The 20,127-nt window shown below is 62.9% G+C and carries 16 protein-coding genes; 12 read left to right on the top strand and 4 right to left on the bottom strand.

Features of this window, described 5'->3' with window-relative positions:
- Window positions 1-9: 9 nt before the first annotated feature.
- The 3 genes from BUC40_RS07210 to BUC40_RS07200 all read right to left on the bottom strand — a co-directional run bounded on the left by BUC40_RS07210 (window position 10) and on the right by BUC40_RS07200 (window position 4,900).
- Window positions 10-3,102: an efflux RND transporter permease subunit gene (locus tag BUC40_RS07210; RefSeq protein ID WP_073264134.1), complete on the bottom strand. Its 3,093-nt coding sequence runs from the start codon at window positions 3,100-3,102 to the stop codon at window positions 10-12.
- Entirely contained in the window at window positions 3,099-4,205 is a 1,107-nt protein-coding gene (locus BUC40_RS07205) for an efflux RND transporter periplasmic adaptor subunit (RefSeq protein ID WP_073264132.1), read from the bottom strand. The genes BUC40_RS07210 and BUC40_RS07205 overlap by 4 nt, the downstream gene beginning before the upstream one ends.
- 80 nt (window positions 4,206-4,285) lie before the next feature.
- Entirely contained in the window at window positions 4,286-4,900 is a 615-nt protein-coding gene (locus BUC40_RS07200) for a TetR/AcrR family transcriptional regulator (RefSeq protein WP_073265144.1), read from the bottom strand.
- A gap of 90 nt (window positions 4,901-4,990) precedes the next feature.
- Here BUC40_RS07200 and BUC40_RS07195 point away from each other — a divergent pair, with 90 nt between their 5' ends.
- Window positions 4,991-6,439, top strand: coding sequence for an efflux transporter outer membrane subunit (locus tag BUC40_RS07195; protein ID WP_073264130.1), 1,449 nt, complete (start codon window positions 4,991-4,993; stop codon window positions 6,437-6,439).
- A 270-nt stretch (window positions 6,440-6,709) separates the two neighbouring features.
- Here BUC40_RS07195 and BUC40_RS07190 read toward each other — a convergent pair whose 3' ends face one another.
- Window positions 6,710-7,333 carry a LuxR C-terminal-related transcriptional regulator gene (locus BUC40_RS07190; RefSeq protein ID WP_073264128.1) on the bottom strand — a complete coding sequence of 208 codons (624 nt, stop codon included), beginning with the start codon at window positions 7,331-7,333 and terminating at the stop codon, window positions 6,710-6,712.
- 224 nt (window positions 7,334-7,557) lie between these two features.
- Here BUC40_RS07190 and BUC40_RS07185 point away from each other — a divergent pair, with 224 nt between their 5' ends.
- The 11 genes from BUC40_RS07185 (at window position 7,558) to BUC40_RS07135 (ending at window position 20,062) form a co-directional block, all read left to right on the top strand.
- On the top strand, window positions 7,558-8,085 hold the full coding sequence (locus BUC40_RS07185; RefSeq protein ID WP_073264126.1) for a dimethylamine monooxygenase subunit DmmA family protein: 528 nt from the start codon (window positions 7,558-7,560) through the stop codon (window positions 8,083-8,085).
- A complete protein-coding gene (locus BUC40_RS07180; protein WP_073264124.1) occupies window positions 8,082-9,008 on the top strand; it encodes a PDR/VanB family oxidoreductase in 927 nt (308 codons plus the stop codon). Before BUC40_RS07185 ends, BUC40_RS07180 begins: the two co-directional genes overlap by 4 nt.
- Before the next feature lie 15 nt (window positions 9,009-9,023).
- Window positions 9,024-10,040 (top strand): heme-dependent oxidative N-demethylase family protein, encoded by a 1,017-nt coding sequence (locus BUC40_RS07175; protein ID WP_073264122.1) that lies wholly within the window; start codon window positions 9,024-9,026, stop codon window positions 10,038-10,040.
- Window positions 10,041-10,070: 30 nt separating this feature from the next.
- Entirely contained in the window at window positions 10,071-11,201 is a 1,131-nt protein-coding gene (locus tag BUC40_RS07170) for an aminomethyl transferase family protein (RefSeq protein WP_073264120.1), read from the top strand.
- A gap of 153 nt (window positions 11,202-11,354) precedes the next feature.
- Window positions 11,355-12,725: an NAD(P)-binding domain-containing protein gene (locus BUC40_RS07165; RefSeq protein WP_073264118.1), complete on the top strand. Its 1,371-nt coding sequence runs from the start codon at window positions 11,355-11,357 to the stop codon at window positions 12,723-12,725.
- Window positions 12,726-12,734: 9 nt separating this feature from the next.
- On the top strand, window positions 12,735-15,080 hold the full coding sequence (locus BUC40_RS07160) for a trimethylamine N-oxide demethylase (protein ID WP_073264116.1): 2,346 nt from the start codon (window positions 12,735-12,737) through the stop codon (window positions 15,078-15,080).
- Window positions 15,081-15,142: 62 nt separating this feature from the next.
- Complete coding sequence (locus BUC40_RS23225) at window positions 15,143-16,162, top strand: methyl-accepting chemotaxis protein (protein WP_073264114.1); 1,020 nt, start codon at window positions 15,143-15,145, stop codon at window positions 16,160-16,162.
- 184 nt (window positions 16,163-16,346) lie between these two features.
- Window positions 16,347-17,717, top strand: a complete 1,371-nt coding sequence (locus BUC40_RS07150) for an ammonium transporter (RefSeq protein WP_073264112.1) — start codon at window positions 16,347-16,349, stop codon at window positions 17,715-17,717.
- A gap of 62 nt (window positions 17,718-17,779) precedes the next feature.
- Window positions 17,780-17,959 (top strand): hypothetical protein, encoded by a 180-nt coding sequence (locus BUC40_RS07145; RefSeq protein ID WP_073264110.1) that lies wholly within the window; start codon window positions 17,780-17,782, stop codon window positions 17,957-17,959.
- A gap of 433 nt (window positions 17,960-18,392) precedes the next feature.
- Window positions 18,393-19,712 carry an ammonium transporter gene (locus BUC40_RS07140; RefSeq protein ID WP_073264108.1) on the top strand — a complete coding sequence of 440 codons (1,320 nt, stop codon included), beginning with the start codon at window positions 18,393-18,395 and terminating at the stop codon, window positions 19,710-19,712.
- Window positions 19,713-19,723: 11 nt separating this feature from the next.
- Window positions 19,724-20,062, top strand: coding sequence for a P-II family nitrogen regulator (locus tag BUC40_RS07135; protein WP_073264106.1), 339 nt, complete (start codon window positions 19,724-19,726; stop codon window positions 20,060-20,062).
- Window positions 20,063-20,127: the final 65 nt, after the last annotated feature.

Genomic DNA, 20,127 nt, shown 5'->3' with positions numbered 1-20,127 from the left:
GCCGCTGCGTCAGGCTTTCGCCGCGACGCTCGAATCATCGGTGCGTTCGCTGGGGCGGATCTTGAACCAGATGGAATACATCGCCGGCAGGAACACCAGGGTCATGATGGTGCCGACGAAAGTCCCACCGATCAGCGTGTAGGCCAGCGTGCCCCAGAACACCGAATGGGTGAGCGGAATGAAGGCCAGGATCGCCGCCAGCGCCGTCAGCAACACCGGTCGGGCGCGCTGCACGGTGGCTTCGACCACCGCCTGGAACGGGTCCAGGCCCTCTTGCTCGTTATGGTGAATCTGCCCGATCAGGATCAGCGTGTTGCGCATCAGAATCCCCGACAGCGCAATCAGCCCGACCAGCGCGTTGATGCCGAACGGCTGCTGGAACAACAGCAATACCGGCACCACGCCAATCAAGCCCAGCGGCGAGGTGAGAAACACCATGACCATGGCCGAGATCGAGCGCACCTGCAGGATGATGATAAGCAGCGTCAGGGCGATCATGATGGGCAGCAACGGCAGAATCGCCTGACTGGCCTTGCCCGATTCCTCGAAGGAGCCGGCCATCTCGATGCGGTAGCCGGCGGGCAGCGTCTCGATGATCGGCTGCAGGTCTTTCCACACCGCTACGGACACATCGGGCGGCTGCAGCTCTTCAGCGATATCGCCACGCACGGTGATGGTCGGTGTGCGGTCACGACGGCGCAGGATCGGGTCTTCCATGCGCACATCGACTTCGCCGATCTGCGACAGCGGAATGCGCTGGCCAGCTGAGCCAACCAGCGTGAAGCCCTCAATTTTCGCCGGGTCGAGACGGATATCCCCCGCGGCGCGGCCAACCACCTGCACCGAGCGAATGTCTTCGCGCACCGAGGTGATCGGCACGCCGGTGAGCAGAAATTGCAGCTGCTGCGCCACTGCGTTGGAGCTCAGGCCAACGGCTTGCAGGCGATCCTGATCCAGCGAGAAATGCAGCGTTGGCACCAGTGGGCCCCAGTCGCTGTTCACGGTTCTCATCATCGGGCTGGCTTGCAACACGCCCTGCACGCGGGCCGCGATTTCGCGCAGCTGCACCGGGTCCGGCCCCATCACTCGATAGGCCACGGGGTATGGCGAATACGGGCCGAACACCAGTTGCGTGACGCGCACCTTGGCTTCGGGCGCTAGCCCTTCGGAAGCCGCTTCACGGATGCGCAGCTTGAGCGCTTCACGGGCCTCCTGGCTGTCCGTCAGCACCACGATCTTGGCGAACGACGGATCGGGCAGTTCCGGCGCCATGGCCAGGAAGAAGCGCGGTGGGCCCTGACCGATATAGGAGGTGACGATCTTGGCTTCTTCCTGCTCGCGCAGCCACGACTCGACCTTGATGGCCGTGGCGTTGGTCTGCTCGATGGAGGTGCCGTACGGCATTTGCACTTCGACCAACACTTCGGGGCGATCGGACGTCGGGAAGAACTGCTTCTTCACCAGCCCCATGCCTAGCACTGACACCACGAACAAGCTGATAACCGTGCCAGCCACCAGCCATTTAAGGGCGATGACTCGCGCCAGCAACGTGCGGAAACGGTTGTAGTGGCGGGTGTTGTAGATGGCCGCGTGACCGCCCTCGACCTTCTTGATATTCGGCAACAGCTTCACGCCCAGATACGGCGTGAACGCCACCGCAACCACCCAGGAGGCGATCAGCGCGATGCCGACGATCCAGAACATGTTGCTGGTGTATTCACCCGCCGTGGACTGGGCAAAGCCGTTGGGCATGAAGCCGATGGCGGTGACCAGCGTGCCGGACAGCATCGGCGCGGCGGTGTGGCTCCAGGCGTAGGCCGATGCCTTGAAGCGGTCGTAGCCCTCCTCCATTTTCACCACCATCATTTCGATGGCGATGATGGCGTCGTCCACCAACAGGCCCAGGGCAAGGATCAGCGAGCCCAGGGTGATGCGGTCAAAGTTCTTGCCGGTGGCGGCCATCACCACAAAGACGATGGCCAGGGTCAGCGGCACAGCAGCAGCAACCACGACACCGACGCGCCAGCCCATGCTGACGAAGCAGACCAGCATGACCACCAGCAAGGCAACGAAGAACTTGACCATGAACTCGTCGACGGACGAGGTGATATTGACGGCCTGATCGGTAACCTTGCTGAGCGTCATGCCCAACGGCATGGCTTCATTGATGCTCGCTGTTTCGGCCTCGAGCGCCTTGCCGAGGTCGAGACCGTTCCAGCCCTCGCGCATGATTACACCGAGCAACAAGGCGGGCTCGCCACCGTTGCGCACCAGAAAGGTGGCCGGGTCTTCGTAACCACGCTCCACGGTTGCCACGTCGGAAAGCTTCAGCGTGCGGCCCTGCACGGCAATCGGGGTTTCGCGGATTTTTGCCAGTTTGTCGAAGGCGCCATCCAGGCGCATCACCACCTGCGGCCCGCTGGTTTCCACCGAACCGGCGGGCGTCAGCACGTTCTGGCTATTGAGAGCGGCGAAGATGTCCTGCGGGGTTACGCCCAGGGTTGCCAGCCGGTCGTGGGAGAAGGACACGAAGATGCGCTCGGCCTGTTCGCCGATGATGTTGACCTTCTTGACCCCCGGCACGTGCAAGAGGCGCTGACGCAGCGACTCGGCGTCACGTACCAGCTGGCGCTGCGGTTCGCCCTTGGCCTTCAGGGCATACACCGCGAAGGTCACATCGGAGAACTCATCGTTGATCATTGGCCCGATAACGCCGGCGGGCAACGTCTTGGCTTCATCGCCGAGCTTCTTGCGGGCCTGGTAGAACTCTTCCTGCACCTGCGACGGCGGCGTGCTGTCGAGCAACGACACCATGGTGAATGCCAGGCCCGCACGGGTGTAGGTTTCGCTGCGGTCGTACCACTTCAGCTCCTGCATGCGCTTTTCCAGCGGCTCGGCGACCTGATCCTGCATCTCCTGGGCGGTGGCGCCCGGCCAGGCAGTGATGATGGTCATCTGCTTGACGGTGAAGGGCGGATCTTCGGCGCGGCCCAATTGAAAGAACGCCAGCGTTCCGGCCACCGCGATCAGCAGGATCAGAAACAGGGTGATGGAGCGCTCGCGAACCGCAAGGGCGGATAGGTTGAAACGCCCCTCGCTCATGGCTGACTCCCGGCTACCGGCGTGGCGGCCGCCTGGGCCAGCCGCACTTCCTCGCCATCACGCAGCAGGTGTGCGCCAAGCGCCACCACCTGCTCGCCGGCGTCGAGCTTGCCGGCGATGCGCGCTGCATCATCGCCGATGCCTATCACCTGAACGGGGCGCCAGGAGACTTTCGCCGGCTCGCCGGCGATGACCCACACGCCCGTGCCATTGCCTGGGTCGTAGAGCGCGGCGATGGGCACCTGCAACACTTGAGTGGCGTTCTTGCCCTCTGCGATGTTAAGGGTGATGGTCGAGCCGAGCGGCGCGTTCGCCAGCGCACCGTCGAGCACATACCTGGCTTCGAAGGTACGGGTAGTGGCATCCGCGGCCTCGGAGAGCAAACGCAGCTTGGCCGCAACGGCAGCACCGTTGTTACCATAGAGAGTGGCCTGAGCCGTAGAGCCCGGCGCCGGGCGCAGGGTTTCGGGAAGGTGCACGATAGCTTCGCGCTGCCCTGCCCGCGCCAATCGCACCACCGGTTGCCCGGCGCTGACTACCTGGCCGGGCTCGGCCAGGGTGTCCATCACCACACCATCGGCGTCGGCCAGCAGCGCTGCGTAGCCCGTGGCATTGCGCGCCACATCTGCCTGAGCCTGCGCCGCGCTGAGCTGAGCCTTGGCGGAATCGGCCGCGGCCTTGATCTGATCGTAGGCCGACGCGGACACCGCACCAGCGGCTACCAGGCCGCGATAACGCGCCTCATCGTCAGCCGTCTGTCTGGCTCGCGCCCGGGCGGAAGCAACGGCCTCCTGCTGCGCACGTGCCTGCAATTGCAGGTCAATGGGGTCGAGACGCATCAGCGGCTGGCCGCGTTTGACCGTTTGCCCGGTGTCGACCAAGCGCTCGAGGATCTTGCCCGACACCCGGAAGCCAAGGTCACTCTGAGTTCGCGCGACCACCACACCGGTAAACGAGCGGGCCACGTCGGACGATTGCTCGACCGCCGCTGCCCTAACCAGCGGCGGCTTGAGGCGTGGGTCTTTGTTGACTGACGAATCGCCGCACGCCACCAGGACGATGGGCAGCAAGCAAATGGCGAAGGTGGCGGGCTTGAGGCGCATGGGTTCCGTTACTCAAGAGCAATGTAGGAACCACATTCTTCGACTTGTGACCAAAACTGTCAATGGTCACAAGCAATTATCTAGGGCGCCAGGCTGCGCAATATCAGCGCTGGCAGATGCACGGCGGCTTCGGCTGCCGTGTCGAGGTTGTACTGCAGTTGAGCCGAATTGACGTAGGGGCGCAGGATCAGAAAGATCGCATTGACGGCCTCATCCAGGGGCGTCTTGCGCTCGAATTCACCCGACTCTCGGCCCTCGAGAACGATCTGCTGGATAAGCTCACGAATGCGCAGCTCATGCGCCTTGACCGACGGCCACTGGTCGCGCGAAGCGACTGCAGCGATGTCGTAGAGCTTGCGATCGTGGAAGAACAGATCGCTGCCAGCCTCTGAAATCGAGCGAAACAGGCGCCTCAGCTTCTCGGACGCGGTCGGCGCCTCGGCCATGGCGGCTTCGACGATCTGCATGATCATGGCCAGGCGATTACTGCAGATCACCCCACCGATGGCCTGCTTGGAATCGAAGAACTTGTAGATGTAGGCCTTGGAAAAGCCGATTGCCTTGGCGAGGTCCGAGACGGTGGTCTTCTCGTACCCGTAATGGCCGAAATGCTGCGTCGCCGCGTTGATGATCTGGTCGCGGATCTCATGATCCAGCGGCCCACGTAGGGTCGAGGTGTTCATATCTTCGTTCATGGCCACAGCTTAACTCCGTGGTGAGCTGATTGACAGATAGTGACCAATCTATAATATGGTCACAACCTAAATCGGTCTAAGAGAAACGCCATGCCTCCCTTCCGTATTCTTGCTCTTGTGGTAAGCACCAGCCTGGCAGCAGGGTGCGCGGTTGGCCCGGACTACCATCGCCCGGACGCTCCCCTGGCCGAGCACTACGCTGGCCAGGCAGCGGTAGAGAGCCGAACCGCGACTGCCACCGCCAACTTCGCGGCCTGGTGGGAAGGCTTTGGCGACCCGCAATTGAGCGCCCTGGTCAGCAAGGCGCTTGCCCAGAACCTCGACATGGCCCAGGCCCAGGCGCGGGTCGCTCAGGCACGCGCCGGGCTGGGTGCAGCCAACGCTGCGCTGCTCCCTTCCGCCACGCTCAATGGCCAGGCCGCACGTGCTTACCAATCGGTGGAAACGCCGCTGGGCCAGGTGCTCGACACAACGCCCGGTTTTGACCGCTATGGCAATAGCTACGAGGCCAACCTCAACGCAAGCTGGGAGCTGGATGTATTTGGCGGCCTGCGCCGTGGCCGGGAAGCGGCGCTGGCCGACTACCAGGCATCCGAAGCAGGCGTTGTGGCAACGCGGCTCGCCGTCGCGGCGCAAACCGCCGATATCTACACCACCATCCGTGGCCTGCAGACTCGACTGGCGATAGCTCAGCGGCAGGTCGACACCCAGCAGGAGCTGCTGGATAAAGTGCGCCTGCTGCATGGTCAGGGCCTTGCCGCCGAATTTCAGGTGCAGCAGACCGAGGGCCAGTTGTCGCAGGTTAAGGCCAGTATTCCCGTACTGCAGACAGGTCTGGATGCGGCCATGAATGCATTGGACGTGATGCTCGGCACAGCGCCCGGTACTCATCGCACCGAGCTGCCTGGAACAGGCGCCATTCCACGCGCGCCGCAACTGGCGGCAATCGGCTCGCCCGCCGACCTGCTGCGCCGCCGCCCCGACCTGATTGCCGCCGAACATCGACTGGTCGCCGCCAATGCCCGTATCGGTATGGCGATCAGCGAGTACTACCCGAAATTTTCGCTCAGCGCCCTGCTCGGCAGCGCCACCACCCAAAGTGGCAACCTGTTCAGCAGCGGCGCCGCGCAATCGGCCGGTGTGCTAGGCCTGCGTTGGCGGCTGTTCGACTTTGGCCGCATCAATGCGCAGATCGATCAGGCCAAGGGCCAGGAAGCCGAAGCGCTGTCGGCTTATCGCCAGTCAGTTCTGAGAGCCAGTGAAGATGTCGAAAATGCCTTCTCGGCGTTGGTCAATCGCGAAGCTCAGGCGAGCACGCTGACGGCAGGCGAAACCTCCCTGAGCAGTGCCCGGCAGTCGTCCTTCATGGCTTACCAGAGCGGCGCTGCCAGCCTGATCGACGTGCTCAACGCAGATGAAACCTTGCTGCGTGCCTCGGATGCCAGAGCGCAAGCGCAGACGGAATCTGCGCGTGCGGCCATTGCCGCATTTCGTGCGCTGGGAGGCGGCTGGAACTCGCAGCCTCTGGCACTACGCTGAGCGATTGAAGGAGAGCCTTGCCCGAGTCTGTTTCTGGCCAAATAGCTTCGTCAACAAACTGCTAATTGCCATAACAATGATGAATTGAGCTCAGACCTCTTCAATCAGCGCACCATGCTCGAAGGACACACTAAATGGATGTCCTTGGAAATCCAGTAGCCTTGGGAAAAGAAGCTCTTGGGGCCAGTTCGCTCTCCTCCAAAGCCTTGCCGGATGGTCGTTGACGCAGGCGACGTAGAACGCCTCGCGCAGGTAACCGCCATGTAGCCTCTAACCCGCCACCTCGAAGATTGCCCCCTCCACACCCAGCACCTCGCCGCTGGCGGAATACACGCCAATACCCGTCTCGCAGACTTCCTTGATGCGCCCGTCGGCACAGCAGATGCGGTAGCGCAGCTGAAATGGCTCGTGCTTGAGCAGCGCGCATTGCACGCAGTACCAGACGTAGTCGGCGTACTCGGCAAGGATCAATGAGCCGAAGCTTTGTGCAGGGTCGCGGGTCAGGTACTCGGCGCTGTAGCCGGTCAGTTGCAGGCAGCCTTCACTGACGTAATCCATGTACCAGGTGCGGGCGTTGTCGCCACGATAGATCAGCACCGGTAGATGGTTGATCAACCCTGCGACGCCTGCCGGCCCATTGGGTGCCTTAACACTGGTCGAGGCCACCCCCTTGTGGCGGTGAACCCAGCTGGCCAGTTCCAGCCGCGAGTGCAGGTGAAATTTGCGCAGCAGGCTGCGCACATAGATTTTCACCGTGCCATCGCTGATCCCCAATTCACGGGCGATCTGCTTATTGCTGTTGCCGGCGGCGATCAACTGCAGGGTCTGCTCCTCACGTTCGGTCAGGGCATCTGACACGGCCGCAGGAGCCGGGGCAAAGCCGGCTGCACGCATTGTTCTCCTCCCCGTCTTCTGCGGTGTATGGAGCAATACAGACAGCAACTTCCATGCCCTCACCATGGCCACTACTCCTTTAGGCATACCTACTCAGGCGGATTGAGCAGATAGGCGCGACAGGAAATTATCTTGCCTACAGAGAAACACCAGCCATGCACCAACACATGGCCTGGTCGCTTCAATCCAGGGCAAATATGACCCTAGTCCTTACAAGGATCGCCATGAATCGCACAGCCGAGCTGCACCCCTTCAGCGTGCCGCGATACCCCAGCGGCAACCCCGCGCAACGGGTGGCCTTTCAGGTGCTGGTCACTCAGGACGACGGGCAGCAACGCCATGCGCAATTGCTGACCTGCACCGACGCCAACGAACTCTGCCACCTGGCGCTGCCGCAGTACGCAAGCGAAGCAGAACTGGGCGAGGCGCTAGGCACGCTGTTGAACGAAGCGCGGGTTGGCGTGCACCTAGAGCTACACGGCGACGAAGCCTTCATCTGGTCGCTGCGTGGTGTGGCACAAGCAGCCGGCCTGCTGGCCGACGAGATCACCCTGCACGGCAGCGAAAGCGGCCGACGCATGCTGTTCTGCGTGCACTGCGCCAGCTTGCAGGTGGGCACCTGCGCTGAGCTGCAAGCCTGCAACCACTGCGGGGTAATGCTGGAAGTGCGCCGGCACTTCTCCGAACGCCTGGGCGCCTACCTCGGCGTCTGCGCGGATGCCGACCAGCCCTATGCGCAGGCCCGGCCATGAATGCCTTCGAGGTACGGGTCGGTGAGACCCGGATGATCACCCCGGTAATCCGCGAGCTGTCGCTAGAGCCCATGAGCGGCAGGCTGCCGGCCTTTTCCGCGGGCAGCCACGTGCAACTGCACCTGCCCAACGGCAAGCGCAACGCCTACTCGCTGCTTAGCGATCCGGCCGACACCAGGCAATACCGCATCGCCGTGCGCCAGCAGACCCAATCACGCGGTGGTTCACGCTACGTACACGAACAGCTGCAGACCGGCGATCATCTGAAGATATCGCCGCCAGCCAATCTCTTTCCGTTGCAAAGCACGGCGCGCCTGCACGTACTGATCGCCGCCGGCATCGGCATCACCCCATTTCTCGCCTATTGCACCGAGCTGCTGCGCCGCGGCGCCGCGTTCGAACTGCATTACGCCTACCGCGCCGGGCTTAGCGATGCCTATATCGAGGTGCTACGTGAGCAGCTCGGCGAGCACTTGCACCTCTACGAAAGCAGCAGCCGACGTCTGGACCTGGGCCAGCTGCTGAGCCATCGCCCACTCGGCACTCACGTTTACGCCTGTGGCCCGCAATCACTGCTCGATGCACTGCGCGAACAGAGCCTGGCCCTCGGCTGGCCAGCGGCACGGGTGCACTGGGAGGCCTTCGCCGCGCCGGAGCCGGGCGTGCCGTTTCGTGTCGAGCTGGCGCGCAGTGGTCGCCAGCTGGAAGTCGGCGCCGAGCAAAGCTTGCTCGAAGCGTTGGAGGCAGCTGGTGTGGAGCGGCCCAACCTGTGCCGTGGCGGCGCCTGCGGTCAGTGCCAGACGCCCTACCTCAAGGGCGACGTGGAGCACCGCGATTTCTTCCTCAGCGCCGACGAGCGCAGAGGCAGCCTGATGCCCTGTGTGTCGCGCGGTTGCGGCAGCCCGATTCTGCTCGATATCTGACCCCGGAGACGCGACATGACTGTGACCTTCAAACCGGTAGAGACCTTCCAGGGCGACTTCAGCTACCGCAATAGCCCGAGCGCCATCGCCCGTTTTCCCTTCCCGTTCTCCGAGGATCAGTACATGTACTCGGTGAACATCGAGCCGGCGGTGTCACGCGATCCGGGCTCGGTGTTCGAACACAGCTTCGATGTCGACGAACACTACCTGTCGGAAATGGCCGAGCGCGCACGCGTGCTGGAGCGTGACCCCGAGCGCTGTCTGGTGATGCCGCACATGGCTCAGGCCGCCTGGGACCTGCTGGAAATGCTGATGGAACATCTGGCGCACGATTACCCGCAGCACTTTCGTCTGGAGCGCGACGGCGATGTCTGGCGCTGGCAGAACCTGGCGATGGGCATTGATCAGCGCTTTACCTACGGCGACGCCGACAGCCTGCCGTGCGAGCCGTTGGAGTACATCACCCGGCAGATGCAGGGCGACTTCGCGGTGCTCGACCAGCGCGATAACGACCTGTTCATGGACGCCGGCATGGTCACCTGCCCGGCCGACTGGTCGCTGCGCTTCGACGCTGGCATGAGTTTCAAGCAGTGGCATTCGCCGGTGCCGATGGCCAACCAGATGGGCATCTTCGAGCGCGCCCTGAAGTTTCTGCTGAACATGCAGGTCGGCCATCCGGTGCGCCGGCTGAACTGGACCGTGACCATCAACCCGCGCATGGACACCTCGCCCGAGACCTTCCACGAATGGGGCAGCGACCGCGGCTCTGTGACGGCAGACAACGTCGGCAGCCTGGTGCACCTGCGTGTGGAGCTGCAGCACATGGCTCGCCTGCCACGCTCCAACGCCGTGCTGTTCAGCATCCGCACCTACCTGATCAGCATGAACGAGCTAGTCAGCAACCCGGTGTGGGCGCGGCGCCTACACCGCGTCATCCGTGATTTGCCAGACCCAATCGCCGACTACAAGGGCATGACCCGCTACCGCAAGACGCTGGTGGACTGGCTAAGCCAATTCGATTCCGAAGCCTGACATTCATTTACCGCATACGAGGATTTTTCCATGGCTAATTCATGGCGCATCAGCGCGCTGCGCGAACGCCACCTGGCGCTTGGTTCGAACCTGGAAGACTGGAACGGTATGGGCACCGCCTGGACCTACGCCAGCGACCTGGCTGACCACCACGAGGCGATCCGCACCCGCGCCGGGCTGATGGATGTTTCCGGCCTGAAGAAGGTGCACTACGTTGGCCCGCACGCCGAAAGCCTGCTCGACTACGCCACCACCCGCGACATTTCCAAGCTCTACCCAGGCAAGTCGGTGTACGCCTGCATGCTCGACGAAGACGGCACGTTCGTCGACGACTGCATCGTCTACCGCACCGGCCCCAACGCCTTTATGGTGGTGCACGGTGCTGGCACCGGCTACGAAATGCTTATCCGCTCAGCCCAGGGTCGCCAGGTCGCGGTGCTGTTCGATGACGACCTGCACGACCTGTCTCTGCAAGGCCCGGCAGCCGTGGACTTTCTCGCCGAGCACGTGCCTGGCATCCGCGAGCTGCCGTATTTCCATCATCTGCAGACCAAGCTGTTCGACCGTCCGGTGATGATCTCGCGCACCGGCTACACCGGCGAGCGCGGCTACGAAATCTTCTGCAAGGCCGCCGATGCCCCGCTGATCTGGGACAGCATTCTGGACAAGGGCAAAGGCCAGGGCATCATCCCCTGCGCCTTCCTCGCCCTCGACTGGCTGCGCGTGGAGAGCTACCTGCTGTTCTTCCCCTACGACAACTCGCAGATGTACCCCTTCGCCGACCAGAAGGCTGGCGACACGCTGTGGGAGCTGGGCCTGGACTTCACCGTGTCGAAAGACAAACGCGATTTTCGCGGTGCCGGCGAGCACTTCCGTCGCCAGGGCCAGGAGCGCTTCAAGATCTTTGGCGTGCTGCTCGACGGCAAGGTCGCGGCCGAGGGTGGCGACACGCTCTGGTACGAAGGTCGCCAGGTCGGCCTGATCACCTGCGCGGTGTACTCACGCCTGAGCGGCCGCTCCATGGCCATCGCCCGCGTCGAACCGCAGATCGCCGAACAAGGCGTGCCCCTGCAGGTGCGCGGCAGCCTGGAGGTGAGCGCTATCGCCCACACCTTGCCGTTCGACGACCCCGAGAAGAAGAAACGCACGGCCAAGGGCTAAAGGTTGCCTGATCGCTCCCAGGCGTCGAACCGTCTGCGTGGGAAAGCCGCCAGGAACCCTCCGCGTCCGCCTTGCCAGAAGATCATGGCGCAGAGCGCCACCACCTGCATACCCACGCAGAGCGTGGGCACGATCGCCAACAGGAGATTAGCCATGACCCAACGCGTCGCCATCATCGGCACCGGCCCCTGCGGCCTGGCCCAGTTGCGTGCCTTCCAGTCGGCCCAGGCCGCCGGGGCAGAAATTCCCGAGCTGGTCTGCTTCGAGAAGCAGGCCGACTGGGGCGGCATGTGGAACTACACCTGGCGCACTGGCCTGGACGAGCACGGCGAGCCGGTGCACGGCAGTATGTACCGCTACCTGTGGTCGAACGGGCCGAAGGAATGCCTGGAATTCGCCGACTACAGCTTCGACGAGCATTTCGGCCGGCCCATGGGCTCCTATCCGCCACGCGAGGTGCTCTGGGATTACATCAAAGGCCGTGTAGAAAAGGCGGGTGTACGTCCGTTCATTCGCTTCGATACGGCGGTGCGCGACGTCACCTTCGACGCCGCCAGCGAACTGTTCACGGTCACCGCCCACGATCACCAAAACGACCGCACCTACAGCGAAACCTTCAACTACGTGGTGGTCGCCAGCGGCCATTTTTCTACGCCCAATGTGCCGGACTTTCCTGGCTTCGAGCGCTTCGCCGGGCGCGTGCTGCACGCCCACGACTTTCGTGACGCCCTGGAATTCAAAGGCAAGGACGTACTCATCGTCGGCGCCAGCTATTCGGCTGAAGACATCGGCTCGCAGTGCTACAAGTACGGCGCCCGCTCCATCACCAGTTGCTACCGCAGCGCGCCGATGGGCTATAAATGGCCGACCAACTGGGAGGAGCGTCCGTTGCTCACGCACGTTCAGGGCAGCACGGCGTTCTTCGTCGATGGCAGCAGCAAGCATATCGACGCGATCATCCTGTGTACCGGCTACAAGCACCACTTCCCCTTCCTGCCGGAAGCGCTGCGCCTGAAAACCGGCAACCGCCTGTGGCCGCTGAACCTCTACAAAGGTGTGTTCTGGGAGCAAAACCCAAAGCTGATTTACCTCGGCATGCAGGATCAGTGGTACAGCTTCAACATGTTCGACGCCCAGGCCTGGTATGCCCGCGACGTGGTTCTCGGGCACATTGCCTTGCCGACATACGAGCACATGCACGCCGAAGACCTGGCCTGGCGCCAGGAAGAGGAGACGCTGGAAAGCGCCCAGCAGATGTTCGAATTCCAGGGCGAATACATCCGCCAGCTGATCGCCGCCACTGATTACCCGAGCTTCGACATCGCCGAGGTCAACGCCACCTTCCTGCAATGGAAGCAGGACAAGTACGAAAACATCATGGGCTACCGCGACAAGTGCTATCGCTCGCTGATTACCGGCACCCCCGCCACGCCGCACCACACGCCCTGGCTGGAGGCACTCGATGACTCGCTGACGGCGTATCTGGCCGATGCACCCGCCGACCGCCTTAAGTCTGCCAGCTGAGGCGCCGCCATGAATCTGCCTGTGACAAGCTGCCCGCTGGAGCCGGCACTGTTCGCCCGCGCGCCCGACCTGGAGCGCCACCGCGTGGCGCCAGGCGGGCTGACGGTGTTCACGCTGGAGGCAGGTGATCGCCTGCAGGTAATCGACCTCGAGGGCGAGCAGCCTGCCGAACTACTGGCCTTTGCCGAGGATGGCCGCGAAGCGCTTTCGGCACTTGGCCTGCAAGCCAGCAGCGGTGCCGATGCCATCGCCCGCCTGCTGAACGACGGCAGCCGCGAGGCGCGGCATGTGGCCAGCGGGCTCGCCCGCTACCGGATCGATTGCAACCGGTTGCCCGACGCCGCCTCGCTGTGGCCAGCCGGCACGCCAGCAGGGTTCAGCCGCGAGCTGATCGCCAGCGCAGCGCTGCAGGTGATCGCCGCCGCGCCAGGCGGGCGTGTCGCCGTGGACAGCCAGCAGCGCGCCAGCGAACTGCGTGTACTGATCCATCGCGCCAATCCGCGCAGAGTTTGGGTGCCGCCACTGCCCACTCCGCTGGGCGAGGTGATCGACGAATTCACCATCCACCCTGGTACTGCTCGCGACTATGTCGTCGCAGCCGGGCAGTTCATTCAGGTGATCGACGTCGCCGGGCGCCAATGTTCGGATTTCGTTGCCTTCGACCGGCGTGGCCTGGATGCCGGGCGCGAGATCGACCTCGATCCCACCGTCACCCGCACCCTGAATGGCAACGCCTATCCGGGGCCAGGCCTGTTCAGCCGCTTCTACGACCGCAACATGCAGCCGATGCTGGAGGTGGTGCGCGACACCGTTGGCCGCCACGACACCTTTGCCCTGGCCTGCGCCGCGCGCTACTACGAGGCCCATGGCTACTTCGGCCACGCCAACTGCAGCGACAACATCAGCCATGCCATGACGGCGCATGGCGTAAGCCCACGCGCTGGCTGGCCGGCGATCAATTTCTTCTACAACACCGGCATCGATGCGCACCAGCACCTGACGCTGGACGAACCCTGGTCGCGCCCCGGCGATTACGTGCTGCTCAAAGCGATGACCGAGCTGGTTTGCGCCAGCAGTTCCTGCCCGGACGACATCGACCCGGCCAACGGCTGGCAGCCCACCGATATCCACATCCGCGTGTACAGCGAAAAGGAGCGTTTCAGTCTCGCCATGGCCACTCGACAAACAGCAGATGCCGACCCGGTACTGACCCGCGAGAGCGGCTTTCACGCTGCCACCTCGGCCCTCACCCGGCAGTTCATTGACTACCGCGGCTTCTGGACGCCGACCCGTTTCGACGGCTACGGCGCCACCGAGGAATACCACGGCTGCCGCGAACGCGTAGCGGTGATGGACCTCTCCGCGCTACGCAAATTCGAGGTGCTCGGGCCTGATGCCGAAGCGCTGCTCGACTACTGCCTGACCCGCGACGTGCGCAAGCTCGCCGTTGGCCAAGTGGTCTATTCGGCGATGTGCTTCGAGCACGGCGGCATGCTCGACGACGGCACCCTGCTACGCCTCGGCCCGGACGCGTTTCGCTGGATTGGTGGTGAAGATTACGCCGGCATCTGGCTGCGCGAGAGGGCCGAAAAACTCGGCATGAAGGTGTGGATAAAAAGCGCCTCCGAGCAGATCCATAACGTCGCCGTGCAAGGCCCGCTGAGCCGCCAGCTGCTCGCGCAGATGATCTGGACGCCCGGCACCCAGCCAAAGCTGGAAGAGCTGGGCTGGTTCCGCTTTCTCGTCGGCCGCCTGGATGACTACAACGGCCCGCCCGTAATGGTGTCGCGCACTGGCTACACCGGCGAACTGGGCTACGAAGTCTGGTGCCATCCGCAGGATGCACTGCAGGTCTGGCAACGCCTGTGGCAGCTCGGCGAGCCGCTGGGTTTGGTGCCGCTCGGCCTCGAAGCACTGGACATGTTGCGCATCGAAGCGGGGCTGATTTTCGCCGGCTATGAGTTCGACGACCAGACCGACCCGTTCGAGGCCGGCATCGGCTTCTGTGTGCCACTCAAGAGCAAGGCGGCGGATTTCATTGGCCGCGATGCCCTATCAAGGCGCAGCGCAGCCCCCCGCCACAAGCTGGTCGGCCTGCAACTGGAAGGCAATGAAACCGCCTCCCACGGCGACTGCGTACACAGCGGCCGGGCGCAGATCGGCGTGATCACCAGTGCCACGCGCTCACCGGTACTGGGCCGCAACATCGCCCTGTGCCGGCTAGATGTGGGCTATTGCGAGCCCGGCACCGTCGTCGAAATCGGCAAGCTCGATGGCCAGCAGAAGCGCATCCGCGCCCAGGTCAGCGCCAGCACCGTTGCCTACGACCCGGACAAGAGTCGGGTACGTGCTTAAGCGAAGCAGTTGTGGAAGGAGAATTGCTTGGTGATGGCCATTCGATCTCACGGAGGTGGCCCATGTGGTTCAGCAATACGTCCCGAAACCTGGCCGATGATCTCAGCCAGTGGCTCAACCACCTGCTTGATGGCAAACACAGTACGGCCACCGCAAAACCTAATCTGCAGCGTGATGCCCAGCTGTTCAGCAGCCTGCAACGACTTCAAAGCGACTGGGACGAATTGCAGCGCATCCGCCAGCAGGCCGAATGCCAGGTGCCGCCGCCCTGCAGTGCAGAAGAATACGCCGCACTCAAGGGAGACCTCGCCGAGGCTCGGGCACAGATCGGCGAACTCATCCATGCCCGTGACGACAGCCATCGGCGCCTGCACGAGCTGGAGGCCGAGCGCACCCATTGGGACGAAGAGCGCCAGGTTTGGGAACTGACCAAGCGCACCCTCACCGAAGGTAGCTGGGCGATGAACGTGGTGGGCGGCGACCCCGACCATCCGCAGAACCTGATTCGCTGGTCCGAGCAATTCCGCGAGCTGATCGGCTACAGCGCCGGGGAATTTCCCGATGGCTGGGACAGCTACTTCAAGGTGGTCAACAGCGATGACCTGAAACAGGTCATGCAAACCTTCAATGCCTCGATGGTCGACACCGGCGGTGATGGCTTCTACGCCGTCGAATACCGCATGCGCCACAAGACCCGTGGCGAGGTGTGGTTTCGCGAACGCGGCCGCTGCCTGCGTAACGCTCAGGGCCAGCTGCTGTATGTCACCGGCGCGGTACGTGAGATCAGCGACGAGAAGACCGCCGCCGCCCTGCGCAAGCGCGAGCAGGCCAACATTCAGTCCACCTACACGCAGATCGCTCAGGTCGCCGGGGGGATTCGCAGCATTGCCGAGCAGACCAACCTGCTGGCCCTCAACGCTGCCATCGAAGCGGCACGGGCAGGCGATCAGGGCCGCGGCTTCGCCGTGGTCGCCGACGAAGTGCGCAATCTGGCGCGGCGCACCCAAGAGTCGGTACAGCAGATTCAGGGCATGTTGCAGAAAGAACGTTCGGGCGAACCATCTTCAGGCGAGAGCCACTGAACGTGAGCAAAAAAAGGGCACTGCAACCCCGCCAACGCCACAGACTGCAAGGGCTGGAGACCTTTAGCCCTGGCACACTCATTGCTTTCCCAATAAGAACATTTGTTTATCCGCAATAAAATACTTTCGACTCGACCTGCCTGCGCACCCTTTATTCCAATAAACCGCTTTCGAGGATTCAGTAATGGAAGAACAGAAGACGCCGCCTACGCTCGAAGAGCTGCAGGCGCTGATCGAAATGACCAATACCCTGAACATGGAAATATTCTATTGGTGGTGTACCGCGCTGATGATCTGCATCCACGCAGGTTTTCTATCTTACGAAATTGGCGCCTCGCGCCTGAAGAACGCCCTGGCGGCAGGCGTGAAGAACATCCTCGCGTTCGGCTTTATCGTACCCAGCGTGTTCCTGCTCGGCTGGGCCGTGTACAACGCCTTCCCCGATGGCCTGGTGCCGCGCATGGACGCCCTGATGGCCGGCATGCCGTGGAGCCAGTCCATGGGGCCGAACATTCAGGACAACGCCACCGGCATCTTCTGGGGCGCCTTCGCGTTATTCGCCGCCACCACCGGCTCGATCCTCTCGGGAGCGATCATCGAGCGGGCGCGGATGAGTGCATTCATCATCATGACCATCGTGCTCGGCGGTTTCCTCTGGCTGCTCGCCGCCGCGTGGGGCTGGCACCCGGAAGGCTGGCTGACCGTACTGTGGGGCTACCATGACGTCGGCGCAGCGGGTGTAGTACACATGGTTGCCGGTTTCTTCGCCCTTGGCGTGCTGATCAACCTCGGTGCACGCATCGGCCGCTTCAACCCGGACGGTAGCGCCAATGCCATCGTCGGCCACAGCATGCCGATGTGCGTGGTCGGCCTGATGCTGATCATCGTTGGCTTCTTCGGCTTCCTCGGCGGCTGCATCATCTACAACTCCGGCGCCCAGTGGACCAACATCTACGGCCAACCGACCAACCTCTCGGCCTTTTCCTACAACACCCTGATGGGCTTCGCTGGCGGCCTGATCGGCGCTTACCTGACTACCCGCGAGCCCTACTGGATGATGTCCGGCGGTCTGGTCGGCATCATCTCGGTCGCACCTGGCCTGGATCTCTACCACCCCGGGCTGGCCTACCTGATCGGTATGGGCGTGGCGGCTACGGCGCCGCTGGTTAACAACCTGCTGCTCAAATTCAAGCTGGACGACGCCGTCGGCGCCTTCGCGGTGCATGGCTTTGGCGGGTTCGCCGGCCTAGTGATCAGCGGCATTTTCCTCGCGGGCTATCCGAACATGAACGGCATGGCCGACATCAGCTTCCTCGGCCAGGTTGGCGGCGCTCTGGTGATGGCCGCGCTGGGCTTTATCCCCGGCTATGGCATCTCCTACGCCCTCAAGAAGGCCGGCATGTTGCGCGTACCGGCGCATGCCGAAGAGCGCGGCCTGGATCTGACCGAAGTACCGGCCCAGGCCTACCCGGAGTGGAACAGCATGTACGGGCCGAGCAGCACCGTTGGCGGCAGTACCGAACCCTCGACCCTTGGCTCAGCTACAGCCAAATGACCCCCCGACCGGCCGCGATGGCGGCCGGCTCATCTCAAGGACTCATCCCAAGGAGTAGTGCCATGAGCATCACCACCTACGAAGGTGCCAGCGCCGTATTCACCTACGCCGACAAGCCCGCCATCCTGATCTTCATCAGCTTTCTGGTGGCTGCCGTCAGCCTCTATGCTCTGATCGCGACCATCGTTCACGAAAAGCACAGCTATGCGCTGCCTGACGACGAGCTCAACAAGCTGAAGTAACCGCCTCCGACCGGCGGCGCCCGCCGCCGGTCCCCCTCCCTCCTAGCCACACTCGCCTTGCGCGCCTCCCTATCAAGCAACTAATGGGCGAGACACAACCACATTCGTGCCTATTCATCGCCCCGGCAAGCCCGCTGCTTGCAACAAAACGGCCGTGCACTTGCTCCCGGCGCACCAAGGCGAAGCAAGAGTCCATGGCGGCCCACTGAGCGTGCCCTGACGCCATGTAACAAATTGTTATCAACTCAATAGGTTAGCTAAACATGCCCGACAGACGGTAATTCTGGCAGGCGTATTGCTTTACCAGAAGGGAAGTTAATTGCCTTACAGGAATAAATATCAGCTACGCGGCTGGCGTTTCCTGAGGCAGAAAATCCGGTTAGCCGCCGACGGCAGCCGGACTCTTTTCCCCGTCGGCTGGAGGCAACAGGCAATGGTTCGGTTTGTACAGATAGGCCGCAGTATGTGGGTTCTTCCCCTGGTTCTAGGCAGTACCGTCGCCCTCGCTGACGAGGCGATACCGACGATCGACAGTGGCGACACGGCGTTCGTGGCGCTCTGCTCGCTGGTCGTGCTGTTGATGACCCTGCCGGGTCTCGCGCTGTTCTACGGCGGCATGGCGCGAACCAAGAACGTGCTGTCGATCCTCATGCAGGTGTTCTGCACCGCGTCGCTGATGTCGGTGCTGTTCGCCATCTATGGCTACAGCCTGACCTTCAGCAACGGCGGCTCGCTGCAGGCTGTGATCGGCGGCCTGGACAAGCTGTTCATGGTGGGCATCACCAAGGACTCGGTAGTCGGCACCATTCCGGAGTATCTGTACTTCCTGTTCATGTTGCTGTTCGCCGCCATCACACCGGCGATTATCGTCGGCGGGTTCGCCGAGCGCATGAAGTTCTCAGCGGTGATGGTGTTCATGGCCGTGTGGCTGACTATCAACTACATCCCCATGGCCCATATGGCCTGGGGCGGTGGCTGGGTGTTCGACCTGGGCGTGCAGGACTTCGCGGGCGGCAACGTGGTGCACCTGAACGTCGGTATCGCCGCGCTGGTAGGTGCCTGGCTGCTGGGTCGGCGCCGTGGTTTCGGCACGCCGTCCCTGGCACCACACAACATGACCATGACCCTGACCGGTGGCTCGCTGTTGTGGGTAGGTTGGCTGGGTTTCTGCGGCGGCTGTGCACTGGCGGCCAACGGCTACGCCATGCTGGTGATGGTCAACACCATGCTCGCCAGCTGCGCCGGCGCATTGGGCTGGATGGTCGTCGAATGGCAACACCGTGGCCGGCCGAGCATGTTCGGTGCACTGTCGGGTGCCATTGCTGGCCTGGTGGCCATCACTCCGGCCTGCGGCTTCGTCGGCCCGATGGGCGCCATTCTGCTCGGTTTCATCGCCGGCCCGGTATGCGTCTGGTCGGTGGAAAAGCTCAAACCGATGATTGGCCTGGACGACGCCTTCGATGTGTTCGGCGTGCATGGCGTGGCCGGCATCCTCGGCGGCCTGCTGACCCCCGTGTTCGCCATGACGGCCATCGGTGGCCAGGGCTTCGCCGAGGGTCGCGACCTGTTCAGCCAGTTGCTGGTCAATGGCGGCGCCATCCTGTTCAGCATCCTCTTTTCGGCCATCACCAGCCTGATCGCCTACAAGGTCGCCGGCATGCTGTGCGGCGGGCTGCGGGTGGATGAAGAGACCGAGGTCGACGGCCTCGATCTCTCCTCCCATGGCGAAGTTGGCTACAAGTATTCGAACTGAGGGCAACCCTGATGAAACTGATCACCGCAATCATCAAGCCGTTCCGACTCGACGCCGTGCGCGAGGCGCTCACCGAGCTGGGCATCCGCGGTATCACCGTCACTGAGGTCAAAGGCTACGGTCGACAGAAAGGCCACACGGAAATCTATCGTGGCGCCGAATATGACGTTCAGCTGGTACCCAAGATTCGTCTGGACGTGATGGTGACCGACGGCCTCTGCCAGCCCGCCATCGACGCCATTCTCAAGACTGCCCACACGGGCAAGATCGGTGACGGCAAGGTATTCGTCCAGCATCTGGAAAGCGCCGTGCGGATCAGAACCGGCGAGCTGGACGACGACGCGTTCTGAATGCCTGTTCAACTGGACGAGCCGGTGAAAGCCGGCTTTGCCAGCCGCAATTTCATTACCAGGTT

This window comes from Phytopseudomonas punonensis (assembly GCF_900142655.1).
Classification (GTDB): domain Bacteria; phylum Pseudomonadota; class Gammaproteobacteria; order Pseudomonadales; family Pseudomonadaceae; genus Aquipseudomonas; species Aquipseudomonas punonensis.
The sequence above is the reverse complement of the archived record's forward strand: the minus strand, read 5'-3'. Positions and strand labels throughout refer to the sequence as shown.

Excerpts from the sequence above, each read along its gene's own strand:
- BUC40_RS07210 (WP_073264134.1), bottom strand. The coding sequence starts at position 3,102 with ATGAGCGAGGGGCGTTTCAACCTATCCGCCCTTGCGGTTCGCGAGCGC.
- BUC40_RS07205 (WP_073264132.1), bottom strand. The coding sequence starts at position 4,205 with ATGCGCCTCAAGCCCGCCACCTTCGCCATTTGCTTGCTGCCCATCGTC.
- BUC40_RS07200 (WP_073265144.1), bottom strand. The coding sequence starts at position 4,900 with ATGAACGAAGATATGAACACCTCGACCCTACGTGGGCCGCTGGATCAT.
- BUC40_RS07195 (WP_073264130.1), top strand. The coding sequence starts at position 4,991 with ATGCCTCCCTTCCGTATTCTTGCTCTTGTGGTAAGCACCAGCCTGGCA.
- BUC40_RS07190 (WP_073264128.1), bottom strand. The coding sequence starts at position 7,333 with ATGCGTGCAGCCGGCTTTGCCCCGGCTCCTGCGGCCGTGTCAGATGCC.
- BUC40_RS07185 (WP_073264126.1), top strand. The coding sequence starts at position 7,558 with ATGAATCGCACAGCCGAGCTGCACCCCTTCAGCGTGCCGCGATACCCC.
- BUC40_RS07180 (WP_073264124.1), top strand. The coding sequence starts at position 8,082 with ATGAATGCCTTCGAGGTACGGGTCGGTGAGACCCGGATGATCACCCCG.
- BUC40_RS07175 (WP_073264122.1), top strand. The coding sequence starts at position 9,024 with ATGACTGTGACCTTCAAACCGGTAGAGACCTTCCAGGGCGACTTCAGC.
- BUC40_RS07170 (WP_073264120.1), top strand. The coding sequence starts at position 10,071 with ATGGCTAATTCATGGCGCATCAGCGCGCTGCGCGAACGCCACCTGGCG.
- BUC40_RS07165 (WP_073264118.1), top strand. The coding sequence starts at position 11,355 with ATGACCCAACGCGTCGCCATCATCGGCACCGGCCCCTGCGGCCTGGCC.
- BUC40_RS07160 (WP_073264116.1), top strand. The coding sequence starts at position 12,735 with ATGAATCTGCCTGTGACAAGCTGCCCGCTGGAGCCGGCACTGTTCGCC.
- BUC40_RS23225 (WP_073264114.1), top strand. The coding sequence starts at position 15,143 with ATGTGGTTCAGCAATACGTCCCGAAACCTGGCCGATGATCTCAGCCAG.
- BUC40_RS07150 (WP_073264112.1), top strand. The coding sequence starts at position 16,347 with ATGGAAGAACAGAAGACGCCGCCTACGCTCGAAGAGCTGCAGGCGCTG.
- BUC40_RS07145 (WP_073264110.1), top strand. The coding sequence starts at position 17,780 with ATGAGCATCACCACCTACGAAGGTGCCAGCGCCGTATTCACCTACGCC.
- BUC40_RS07140 (WP_073264108.1), top strand. The coding sequence starts at position 18,393 with ATGGTTCGGTTTGTACAGATAGGCCGCAGTATGTGGGTTCTTCCCCTG.
- BUC40_RS07135 (WP_073264106.1), top strand. The coding sequence starts at position 19,724 with ATGAAACTGATCACCGCAATCATCAAGCCGTTCCGACTCGACGCCGTG.